This is a genomic window from Sulfurimonas sp., assembly GCF_027056685.1.
GTDB lineage: Bacteria > Campylobacterota > Campylobacteria > Campylobacterales > Sulfurimonadaceae > Sulfurimonas.
The window spans coordinates 1-11,750 of sequence record NZ_JALUKE010000105.1; the positions used below are offsets into that span (position 1 = coordinate 1).

12 protein-coding genes and 1 pseudogene are annotated in these 11,750 nt (G+C 33.6%); 7 read left to right on the forward strand and 6 right to left on the reverse strand.

All coding sequences use genetic code 11. The features are described 5' to 3' along the window. Positions 1-28: 28 nt before the first annotated feature. From MVY38_RS04545 to nadA, 4 genes are all read right to left on the reverse strand, one after another. Positions 29-238 carry a hypothetical protein gene (locus tag MVY38_RS04545; RefSeq protein ID WP_297483975.1) on the reverse strand — a complete coding sequence of 70 codons (210 nt, stop codon included), beginning with the start codon at positions 236-238 and terminating at the stop codon, positions 29-31. Between the two features lie 111 nt (positions 239-349). Beyond that, on the reverse strand, positions 350-1,408 hold the full coding sequence (gene flhB / locus MVY38_RS04550) for a flagellar biosynthesis protein FlhB (RefSeq protein ID WP_297483976.1): 1,059 nt from the start codon (positions 1,406-1,408) through the stop codon (positions 350-352). 13 nt (positions 1,409-1,421) lie between these two features. Further along, on the reverse strand, positions 1,422-2,237 hold the full coding sequence (gene nadC / locus MVY38_RS04555; protein WP_297483977.1) for a carboxylating nicotinate-nucleotide diphosphorylase: 816 nt from the start codon (positions 2,235-2,237) through the stop codon (positions 1,422-1,424). Continuing rightward, complete coding sequence (nadA, locus tag MVY38_RS04560; protein WP_297483979.1) at positions 2,234-3,232, reverse strand: quinolinate synthase NadA; 999 nt, start codon at positions 3,230-3,232, stop codon at positions 2,234-2,236. Before nadA ends, nadC begins: the two co-directional genes overlap by 4 nt. 121 nt (positions 3,233-3,353) lie before the next feature. Between nadA and plsY the strand changes: the two genes are divergently transcribed. The 6 genes from plsY to MVY38_RS04590 all read left to right on the forward strand — a co-directional run bounded on the left by plsY (position 3,354) and on the right by MVY38_RS04590 (position 8,196). After that, on the forward strand, positions 3,354-3,968 hold the full coding sequence (plsY, locus tag MVY38_RS04565; protein ID WP_297483980.1) for a glycerol-3-phosphate 1-O-acyltransferase PlsY: 615 nt from the start codon (positions 3,354-3,356) through the stop codon (positions 3,966-3,968). 1 nt (position 3,969) lies between these two features. Continuing rightward, positions 3,970-4,299: a dihydroneopterin aldolase gene (locus MVY38_RS04570; RefSeq protein WP_297483981.1), complete on the forward strand. Its 330-nt coding sequence runs from the start codon at positions 3,970-3,972 to the stop codon at positions 4,297-4,299. 100 nt (positions 4,300-4,399) lie between these two features. Then, complete coding sequence (gene hsrA, locus MVY38_RS04575; protein ID WP_297483982.1) at positions 4,400-5,071, forward strand: homeostatic response regulator transcription factor HsrA; 672 nt, start codon at positions 4,400-4,402, stop codon at positions 5,069-5,071. A gap of 38 nt (positions 5,072-5,109) precedes the next feature. Further along, entirely contained in the window at positions 5,110-6,411 is a 1,302-nt protein-coding gene (locus tag MVY38_RS04580) for a HAMP domain-containing sensor histidine kinase (protein WP_297483983.1), read from the forward strand. Between the two features lie 63 nt (positions 6,412-6,474). After that, positions 6,475-6,726 (forward strand): YfhL family 4Fe-4S dicluster ferredoxin, encoded by a 252-nt coding sequence (locus tag MVY38_RS04585; RefSeq protein ID WP_297431587.1) that lies wholly within the window; start codon positions 6,475-6,477, stop codon positions 6,724-6,726. Positions 6,727-6,729: 3 nt separating this feature from the next. Beyond that, entirely contained in the window at positions 6,730-8,196 is a 1,467-nt protein-coding gene (locus MVY38_RS04590) for a Ppx/GppA phosphatase family protein (RefSeq protein ID WP_297483984.1), read from the forward strand. 1 nt (position 8,197) lies between these two features. Here MVY38_RS04590 and bamA read toward each other — a convergent pair whose 3' ends face one another. After that, positions 8,198-10,453, reverse strand: a complete 2,256-nt coding sequence (bamA, locus tag MVY38_RS04595; protein ID WP_297483985.1) for an outer membrane protein assembly factor BamA — start codon at positions 10,451-10,453, stop codon at positions 8,198-8,200. A 101-nt stretch (positions 10,454-10,554) separates the two neighbouring features. On the opposite strand from bamA, the gene MVY38_RS04600 reads away from it, so the two are divergent. After that, the gene (locus tag MVY38_RS04600; protein WP_297483986.1) at positions 10,555-11,385 is read left to right on the forward strand and encodes a prephenate dehydrogenase; all 831 of its coding nucleotides are present in this window, start codon (positions 10,555-10,557) and stop codon (positions 11,383-11,385) included. Here MVY38_RS04600 and MVY38_RS04605 read toward each other — a convergent pair. After that, positions 11,382-11,750: pseudogene (locus MVY38_RS04605) on the reverse strand (oxygen-tolerance protein); the annotation flags it as partial. The gene MVY38_RS04600 and the pseudogene MVY38_RS04605 overlap by 4 nt on opposite strands.

Genomic DNA, 11,750 nt, shown 5'->3' on the forward strand with positions numbered 1-11,750 from the left:
ATTATCTATTTTCTGATTTTAATTTTATTCATATTTTGGTCTCTGATAATTTATATGTTACTTTAGATTCACTATCAGCAAATAACAAATCCAATATATTAAAATGTTTTATCTCTTGACTTCCCATTCCTGTAATTTCCAAAATATTGAAGTCCATTACATTATCATTTATCTTTGATAACATATTTTGTACTTCATCGTTAAAGATAAATTTTTTTACAGTATCTATTTCACTCATTAACTCTCCATACTCTAATATAAGTCTAATATGATGTTAAATATTCATTCAATACAAATTATAACATAACATATTTTTTTTCTTAAACTCTAGAGAACCATTTCCATCTTATCAACGCCTAGCTCCACTCATTTTATACACATAAGCAAGCACTTCTGCAACTGCTCCAAATAGGGCTTCTGGAATGGCTTGATCTACTTCAACTTCTTTGTAGAGACTTCTGGCAAGTGGTGGATTTTGCACGATATGTACACTGTTTTCTCGTGCAATTTTTTTAATCTGCATGGCAATATTATCAACACCTTTTGCCAGCACTATAGGAGCATGAGCTTTATCTTCATCATACTTTATTGCAACAGCATAATGTGTAGGATTGGTAATAACAACATCTGCGTTTGGCACCTCTGCCATCATCCTTTTTCTTGCAGTCTGCATCTGAATCTGTCTAATTTTTGACTTAATGAGAGGGTCACCTTCCATATTTTTCATCTCATCTTTTATCTCTTGTTTTGACATTTTTAGCCCATCAAAATACTGTTTTCTCACAATAACAATATCTATAATGGCGAAGACAAATATAATGAAGAGCATTACAAACGCAATAATCATCATTTTATCTTTGAGCCATTCCAACTGGTCATGTAAGCCAAATAGAGCGACGGTCGGTAGTTCAATAATAAAGTAAAAAAAGAAGATAAAACCAACCCCTAAAGTTGTAAAAGATTTGAGTGTAACTTTCACACCTTCGAGTAATTTTTTCAAAGAAAAAAGATTTTTCATTCCTTTAATAGGATCTATTTTTTTTAAATCAGGAGTAATAGACTTTGTGGTAAACAAAAAACCAAACTGTGCAACTGCACCAATAATACCTGCAATAGCAACTGCAGTAGCTAAAGGTATAACCATTAATAAAAACTCTTTTATAGTAACAATGGCAATATCAATCATAAAAAGTTTATCTAAAGGAGTGCCAATAAGAGAAAAATAGTAGCTACTGAGTGCGAACATATGCTTTGCCATAAAAGGAAAAAGCATCAAAACAGCTAAAATCGCTACAAAAAGAGTAACAACCCCAGAAGCATCTTGAGATTTTGGTACATTACCCTCTTTTCGGGCATCTTCTATCTTCTTGGGGGTGGGTTCTTCTGTTTTTTCTGCGTCGTCAGCCATAAAGAGTTATATTTTAATCAATTTTCATTGATAAATCTATCCAATTCGCTTGATGTATCATAGATCCTGAGCTTATAGCATCTACACCTGTTTTAGCATACGAAACTATTGTCTGAAGTGAAATGTTTCCACTCGCTTCAAGCAAAATATGTGGATAATATTCATTTCTAAACGCAGTAACCTCACTCACTTGAGCTGGAGTCATATTATCGCACATAACTATGTCACAATTTGCTTTCATTGCCTCTTGTGCAATGTAAAGCGTATCTGCTTCCACCTCAATTTTTGCAGTAAAGGGAATAACAGCTCTTGCTTTTTCTATATAAGAGGCGAGATTGTCAATAGTTTTAAGATGTGTATCTTTTATCATCAAAGAGTCATCTAAACCCATACGGTGATTTACTGCGCCACCGATGCGCGTAGCATATTTTTCAAATATCCTAAGCATTGGGCGTGTTTTTCTTGTATCTAAGAGTTTCACTTTGTATGGTTCTATCAAGTCCACATATTTTCGTGTAAGAGTAGCGATGGAGCTTGCATGAAGCAGCATATCTAAGATGGTACGCTCACAACGCAAAAGAGTATGAGAATCTGCCTTAATTGTAGCTATCACATCACCAACCAAAAAAGTTTCACCATCATCTTTTAACCATGTTATCTCAAAAGATTCTAACTTAGCCAAAGTGTCTATATACTTTCTTCCTGCGACTACACCATTACTTTTTGCAATAATTTTTGCAGATGATGCAACAGATGGTTCAACAAGCGCATACAGGTCACCACGACCAACATCTTCTGCCAGGGCTGCGTTTACAAAGCTTTCTATCATAATGCTAACATTCTCTCTAGTGCAATTTTTGCCCATTTTTGCGTCTTTTCATCTACCTCTATTTCATTAATAGGTGAACCATCTTCAATGGCTTTTAATGTAAGGTAAACATCTTCAAGTGTTGTCTCATTCATTGTCGGACACTCTGGTTTGGTGGAACTCAATATATAAGTGTTTTTTGGACGCAAACGGTTTACCATATTAAACTCTGTTCCTACTGCTACTTTTTGCTCTTCAGGTAACTCTGTAATGTACTTGATAAGCTGTGAAGTAGAACCAACAAAGTCACTCGCCTCACAAATTGCAGGGTCACACTCTGGATGTGTTGCTATTAAAATTCCTGGAAATTTTTTACGGTAAAATGAAATATCTTCAAGCGTAAAGAGTTGATGCACAGAACAAAAGCCATCATAACAAATTATATCTGCCTCTTTTGGATCACCCTCTTGTCCAATAACCATGGACTTAAGTCCCATTTGATTGGCAATATTTTGCCCTAAGCATCTATCGGGAACAAAAAGAATTTTTTTACCCTCTTTAAGTGCTGTTTCAATAATGAATTTAGCATTGGAGCTTGTACAAACCATACCGCCCATCTCGCCAACTTTTGCTTTAACATCCGCGTTTGAATTTATGTATGTAATAGGTAAAATATTTTCTTTAGCAATACCATTTTCTTCTAAGAATTTTACGGACTCATCATAATAGAGTGAATCAATCATTCTAGCCATAGCACAACAAGCCAATTTTGGCATCACTACACGTTTTTTTGGACTTAGTACTTTTACACTCTGTCCCATAAACGCAACACCACAAAAGAGAACAAACTCTGAATCATCATTCATTGTTTTTTTTGCAAGTTCTAATGAATCACCTGTAATGTCCGCCAACTCAAAGACTTCATCACGCTGATAAAAGTGTGCGACGAGAGTAACACTCAAACGCTCTTTTAACTCAAAGATTTTTTGTTTCAACTCTTCATTTGTATATTTCAAAAAAAATCCTATATATTTTATTGAGAGAATTATATCAAAAAAAGGGTTTAAATAAATACCCTTTATATGTCTATAATGATTTTTGATGTAGAATTTCAAGATTAATTACATAGGAAAATATATGGATTTTATTACAAACCCCAATGCACTCTTTTTTATAGCTGCTTATTTAGTCGGCGGCATTCCTTTTGGTCTTATTCTTGCCAAAAAATTTGCAGGTGTTGATGTCAAAGCAAGCGGAAGTAAAAGTATTGGTGCTACAAATGTACTAAGAGTTGTCAAAGAGACAAACCCAGCATTGGCAAAAAAACTTGGAATTGCAACTTTAGCACTCGATGCACTTAAAGGTGTATTAGTTTTAACAATTGCCTATTTTGTAGGATTAAGTGAAGCAACGCTCTGGGGCATAGCAGTTTTGGCTGTTTTAGGACACTGTTTTTCACCATACCTTAACTTTGAAGGTGGAAAAGGTGTAGCAACGGGAATGGGTGTTATGATGTTTATGCTTCCTTTAGAGACTATTATTGCCTTAGTTGTTTGGGCTGTGATGGCAAAAACAGTGCGCATCTCATCAGTTTCATCACTTACTGGCGTTTTATCACTTTTAATTGCTAGTTTTATTATTCACCCACAAATGGCACATGCGCCTGTTGTTCTCATAGTATTTATTCTTTTTTATAAACATATTCCAAATATTATTCGCGTTGTTAAAGGCGAAGAAAAAAGAGTTGTTTAAAATGACAATTCACATACAAGATCTGAAATTTCAATGCATCATTGGAATTTTAGATTTTGAGCGAACACAAGAGCAAGATGTTATAGTTAATCTTGAAATTGACTATACTTACAATAGTGAATTTATTAACTATGCTGATGTTGCTGCCTTACTTCAAGATACAATGCAAAAAGAAAAATTTTTACTTATTGAAGATGCTTTAGAACATTTATCAGCTCTTCTAAAAATAAACTTTTCAAATATTATTTTACTCAATTTAAAAATCACAAAACCCTCTATACTTCCCAATTGCAAGGTAAGTGTCTCCAATATTTACAAGTTTGATTCTTAATCCTAACTTCACTTTTTTTTAAAAAAAATTGAATAAAACTTTAAAGTTACCTAAAATTATGATATGATTCCACAAATATTTAAGAAATAGGAAACAATTAATGCGTATTCTAATTATAGAAGATGAAGTTACATTAAACAAAATGCTCGCAGAAGGGCTAAAAGAGTTTGGTTACCAAAGTGATGTTGTTGAAACACTCAAAGATGGTGAATACTACCTTGACATTCGTAATTACGATTTAGTTCTTATGGATTGGATGCTTCCAGATGGAAACTCTGTTGACATCATCGGTTCAATAAAATCAAATACTCCAAAAACAGTTGTAGTGGTTGTCTCTGCAAGAGATGACAATGAGAGCGAAATAGAAGCACTTCGTGCTGGTGCAGATGATTACATCAGAAAACCTTTTGACTTTGATGTTCTTATTGCTCGTCTTGAAGCTCGTTTACGTTTTGGTGGTAGTAATATCATTGAAATCGAAGATTTGACTATTAATCCTGAAGAAGAAAAAATCACTTATAAAGAGACTGACATAGAACTCAAAGGAAAACCTTTTGAAGTACTTACTCACCTTGCTCGTCATCGTGACCAAATTGTTTCTAAAGAGCAACTTCTTGACGCAATCTGGGAAGAGCCCGAACTTGTTACTCCAAATGTAATTGAGGTTGCTATTAACCAAATTAGACAAAAAATGGACAAACCTTTAAACATTACTACTATTGAAACTGTACGCCGTCGTGGGTACCGTTTTTGTTTTCCAAAAGAAGTTTAATGCTATAATCTCCCTTACAAAAATGTAAGGGGTTTATTTTGTTTACCAAAAAAAGTATAAGGCGTAATTTCCTTATACAACTCATTTTTTCATCTGCTACGCTTATACTTATATTTTCATCACTTCTCTATTTTTATATTGAAAGATCTATTTACGATGATAAAATTAATGAACTAACACACTATGCACAAAACATTGTAAATGATAAATCAGTCTACCAAACAAATGAAGAGATGTTTTCAGGTAGCCTTTTCTCTTTAAGCGTCGAAATCATTCACCTAAAAGAGAAAAATATTCAATTAAATGTTTATGAAAAAACAGAGAAAAAACATACTCAACTCACAATTATCTACCCTTTTCAAACATCGACGAATAGTTATCTCAAGCTTACAAAAGACATAACACCAACGAAACAACTTTTAAATAAGATTCTTCGATATATTTTCATTATCAATATTGCAGGATTTCTACTTGTAATTATTTATGCGATTACTCTCTCTAAAATGTTAATTGTCCCCATTACAACACTGAGTAAAAAGCTCTCAAATATGAATGAGCATCTTATGAGACCCATCAAAACCCAAGAACTTCCAATGGAGTTTGAACCTCTTGGAGAGACTATAAATAGGCTAATTTCAAGAATACAAAACTTTGTTAAATACCAAAAAGAACTTTTTATAGGAACTGCACATGAACTAAAAACACCCCTAGCAGTTATTAAACTAAAAAATCAGGTCACCCTCATAAAGAAACGCACTCCAGAGGAGTATATAGAGGCACTTAAGGTTACAAATAAAACAATTGATGAGATGAATGTTATTGTCTCAAATATTTTAAATATTGGACGACAAGAGGGTGCTCAACTTGACAAGCCTACAGAGGTGGATATAATCCAAATTCTCAAACAAAAAGCAGATGATTTTAAACTTTTAGCAGTAAATGAGCAAAAAGAACTTAAAATTGACCTGCAACCAAATGGTTATATGGCACTACTTCAAGTAAGCCTACTCAACCAAATCATACAAAACTTTTTACAAAATGCACTCAAATTTACACCCAAGGGAAAAAGTGTTACACTTAGAAGCCGTCAAGATGATTTTGGGCTTCTTATAGAGGTAATAGATGAGGGATGTGGTATCGATGATGCTGTCGATCTGTTTGCACCCTTCAAAAGACAAGGAAACAAATCTGGTGTAGGTCTAGGACTATTTTTAGCAAAAAGTGCAGCTGATGCTCTTGGAGCAAGAATTAGCATAAAAAACAGAACAGACGGAGTAGATGGAACAGTAGCCTCTTTAGGTTTAAATTCACAACTTTCATGTATAATTAAAAAACAATAAAGCTTTATTTTGTTATAAATCGCTCACAGAATAACTTAAAGATAAAATATAAGGTTTTTAAATATGGCTTTAATCATAAATGAAGAGTGTATCGCATGTGATGCATGTCGAGAAGAGTGTCCAACAATAGCAATAGAAGAGGGAGACCCTATTTATTATATTGATCCTGACCGTTGTACAGAGTGTGTTGGTATCTATGATGAGCCAGCGTGTATTTCAGTCTGTCCTGTTGACTGTATTGTCCCAGATAAAGATAATGTGGAGACAATTGCCGAGCTGCAGTTTAAATACAAAAACTTAGAACTAGAAGAGTAAGTTTTGGCAAAAAGAGTAGCAGTCATAGATATTGGTTCTAACTCAGTTAGAATGGTCATCTATGAAAAAACTTCTCGCTTTGCTTTTCATCTACTTTACGAAGAAAAATCAAAAGTTCGCATAGCTGAGCATGCCTACAGTAATGGTGGTGAGTTACAAGAGCTACCAATGCAAAGAACTTTTGATGCCCTGCGTGATTTTGTGCAGATTGCACAATCTTTTCAAACAAGAAAGACACTATGTGTCGCTACTTCTGCCCTAAGAGATGCTCCAAACAAACAAGAGTTCTTAAAGCATGTCAGAGAAAAACTCAAACTAAACATAAAAGTAATTAGTGGAGAAAAAGAGGCATATTTTGGTGCAATAGCATGCGCAAATCTCCTCCCAAAACAAAAAAATGCTCTCAGTATAGATATAGGCGGAGGCTCAACTGAGCTTGCGTTTATTGATGCAGACAATGTTTCTCAAACAACATCTCTAAAACTCGGTACAGTACGCTTAAAAGAGCTCTATTTTGATACAAATGACATTGATGGTGCCATAAAATACATAGATAAACAACTTCAAAATATTCCTAATGAAAAGATTGAAACGCTTATAGGAATTGGTGGAACATTTCGTGCAATCTCAAACGCAGTTCTCTTACAATCAGACTATCCATTAAATAAACTCCATGCTTTTGAATACAAACGAAAAGTTTTTGAAAAGTTTATTGATAAAGTACTAAAAAGTGATGAAAAAAAGCTCAAAAACCTTTATATAGAGCAAAATAGATTTGATGTTATCAAACCAGGAACGCTAATTTTACAAAGACTACTAAAAAAACTTGCTATTGAAAATATTATTACAAGTGGGGTAGGTGTCAGAGAGGGAGTCTATCTTCATGATTTATTACGACATTCAAAAGATAAATTTCCCCATAACTACAATACTTCTGTAAAATATATACTTGATGCACATGTTCAAGATAAAGCATTTTCAAATCAACTTACCCAATTAAGCAAACAACTTTTTGATCTGACCTCACCCTATTTTGAAATACATCCACAATATAGAATAAATCTTGCACTTGCGGCAAAGCTTTATCCAGCAGGAAGAAGTATTCATTTTTATTCGCAGAACAAGCATACTTATTATCTTATTCAAACAGCTTTAGAGTATGGGTTCACTCATAAAGATATTATGCTTATAGCAACACTTACGAGATATGCTAAAAACAAACTGCCATCAAATAGCCATCTGAAAAAATACGCTGCGCTCCTACCGAAACAACATACGACGAAGCAGCTTAGTTTTTTACTTTCACTTAGTATTATTTTACTAAGTCATAGACCTAGAAATATTGACTTTACCATGCAGTTTGAAAATGGTACACTCTATATAAACTCTCAACGCAATCTCTATCTTGCAAAAGATGCACTCAATAAACTCCATTGTGAGCATGAAGATTTTAAAGTAGTTTTTAACTAATTTAAAATCTTTGTCCCATTGTAAATTCAAAGTGTGCTACCTTATCCCCTGATTGAGGATTGATAGGGTTTGAAAACATTAACTGAATAGGTCCAACCGGTGAAAACCACTCTAGACCTGTGCCATATCCTGCTCTTGCAATGCTGTTTGTCAATAAATTTGGTGTCATATTATCTGAAATAAATCCCCAGTCAAGATAAGTTACAAGACGCATTTTTGCTTTAGGAAGCAGAGGAAAACTCAGTTCTAAATTATTTGAAAATGTTTGCGTTCCACCAACTCTTCTTATACCATCTGCTGCGTTTGCATCTTTAATTGTTGGAGAGAGAGAGTAAGATTCATATCCTCTAACACTACCAATACCACCCATATAAAATTTTTCAGCAAGAGGAATATAACCATTGTTAATGATTGCATTGTATCTCGCTTTATATCTAAAGATAGCATCAAATCCAACAAGATCTTTCAAACCATAATACTTCGCAAATTTTGTTCTAGATTTAAGAAAATCTGCTTGCGCACCAAGTCCTGCTTTTTCAAAACTTTGGGAGAGCACAAATCCTTCACGAGGAAGATAATAATCATCGGTATTATCCCAGCTAACACTCATAGTAACACTACTCTTTGTATAATTTTCAAAATAATAAGTATCTGTGAGATTTGTATCTAAAGTATTTGAAAAATCATAAGAGTTTCCAGAGTATCCATAGCCTAAATATCCACTAATATGGCGAGAAAATCTATGTCCAGTTCCGACTGTAAACCCATCGCTAAGAACCGTATAATCATTATAATCATAGACAGAGTGATAGATGGAAAAATTACCACTAAAGTCACTATCGTTTAGTCGCGGATTAGAGATATTAAATGAATAATTTTGTGTTGTCTGTGACTTTTCAGCTTTTACTCCAACATTAATACCACTTCCCCAAATATTTCTGTCATTCACACCAACACTAAGTAAAAGTCCCCCATAACTTCCATATCCACCACCAAGTTGTATATTACCTGTAGGTGTCTCTTTTACCTTAACAATTAAATCCATAGTATGTTGATCAATTCTCTTCTCTTCAATAGTATTACTTTCAAAAAATCCTAATCTTCCTAATGCATTTCGCGAATCTTTTAAATCTGTTAAAGAGAACATATCGCCAGGTCCAAGATAGAGTTCACGACGGACAAGTCTATCAAGTGTTCTTGTATTTCCTGAAATAAGGACATTGCGTATTTTTACTTTATCCCCGGGCATTACCTTAAAAATCACATTCACAGTTTTATTTTTTTTATTCTTTTTCAAATCAGGAACCACCTGTACAAAAGCATAACTCAAGTCACCTATTGCCGTTTTAATCTTTTGAGAATCTGCTCTAAATTTTTTAATGTTAAAGGTATCTCCAACTTTCATAGAGAGTAATGCTGTAAGCTTTTTCTCTGCTATAACATGCTTCGTTTGGTAAATAGAGACTTTAGAAATTTTATATGAATTTCCTTCTGAAATTTGATAACTCATATTGGCAGTATAATTATCAAAATTCACACGAACAAAAGGAGGATTGACCTTTGCATCCAAATAACCATATTGCATATAGTAATCACGAATTCGAAGGTTATCATATTCCAAATCACGCAGGCTCATTTTGCCATCATTTCGACCCCAAAACCAACCCATCCACTGATGTTGTTTATTTGCTATGACAGAGTTGAAATCGCTAGGATCAAGACCTTTTACACCACTATACTGTAGTTTTGTAATGGTTATCTCTTCTCCAGGATTTACAACAAATGTTACCTTTATGCTTCCATTTTTAAGATGTTTTGTCTCTATTTCAACAACAGAGTCAATTTTTCCCTTTTGTGATATAGCTTCAATAATGCGTTTTTTTGCAGCTTCAAGTTTCTCTTCATCATAAAGTGTCCCTTTTTTTATCTGAACAACGCTATCCATAATATCTTTATCATCTTCTTTCCAGCCTTTGAGTGCTACTTGAGAAATGATTGCTTTTTCTTTAAAATAAAATGTCAAAACTCCATCATTAAACTTTGTCCATATATCGTTAAAGTAGCCTTGATTAAAATAAATTTTAATCGCCTTATCAACATTTTCTACATTGATATTATCACCTTTTTCAAAAGGAAGCATTCGTAGGGCAACTGGCTCGGAGATGTGTACAAGTCCATCAAAATTAATCTGCTTTACAATTTGTGCATAGAGATTAACACTAAAAAGTACAAGAAGTGTAGATAAAAAGATTTTCATTAAAATTCCATATATAAAAATAGATAAATATTTTACCCATTTGGAGGTTAATAGGAGGTAAAAAAATAGTATAATTATGAAATTAAAAATAAAGATGACATATGAACATAGGAATTATCGGTCTAGGACTTATGGGTGGCTCCTTAGCACTCTCACTAAAAAAACTCGATTTTATTGATAAAATTGTTGGTTACGACCATAATGAGACACATAAAAAAGATGCAATAGAACTCGATCTCGTTGAAGAGATTGTTAGTTTTGAAACAATTAAAAAATGCGATGTTATCTTTTTGGCTATTCCTGTAAATGGAGTTATTGCAGCACTACAAGATATGCAAGATGTAGAGGCTGAGACGACCATTATAGATTTAGGAAGTACCAAAGAGAAAATAGTCGCTTCAGTTCCATCAAGCATCCGTAAAAATTTTGTTGCAGCACACCCCATGACTGGTACAGAAAATTTTGGTCCAAAGGCTGCCATAGAAGGTCTTTATGACAATAAAGTGGTCGTTTTATGCGACCTTGAAGAGAGTGGCGCAACACAGCGAAAAATTGCAAGAAAAATCTTTAAAGCACTTAATATGAAAAAGTATTTTATGGGCGCACATGATCATGACAGACATGCTGCGTTTATCTCACATATGCCTCATGCAATATCTTACTCTATTGCAAATACTGTACTCAGACAAGAGAATAAACATAATATTTTAGCTCTCGCTGCAGGGGGCTTTCGCTCTATGAGCCGCCTTGCAAAAAGCTCGCCATATATGTGGGAGGATGTTTTTGCACAAAACAAAGAAAATCTCCTTGAGGCTATAACACTTTTTGAAAAAGAGCTACAAAACCTCAAAGAAGAGATTCAAAACGATGAGTGGGACAAAGTCCATCAAGAGATGGCTCATGCAAATAAACTATACGATATTCTAGATTAAGAAATATCGTACTTTTTAAGTATCTCTTTTAAGAGTTTTTTATCTATCTGCTCTTTTTTAGAAGAGTAAATATTTGCTTCTAATATATCTACTATTTTTTGTACCTCTGCATCTTTATCTTTAAACGGTAAAAGTTTCATAAGTAAAAGTTTTTCATCTTTCACATTGAATAATTTTACTTTTTTTGTAAATTTAAGAGGTTTCAATACCATCAAAGCAATTCCAAACGCAGTACCAAGAAGAAATACAACTATCATCCAAAAAACATCTATTTTTGTATTACTTGCATTTGTTTGTGATGTAGTTTGTACGGCAACCTTTGATGGTTGTGCTTTTTCTATCTGCAATTTCTCTGTTTTATTTGT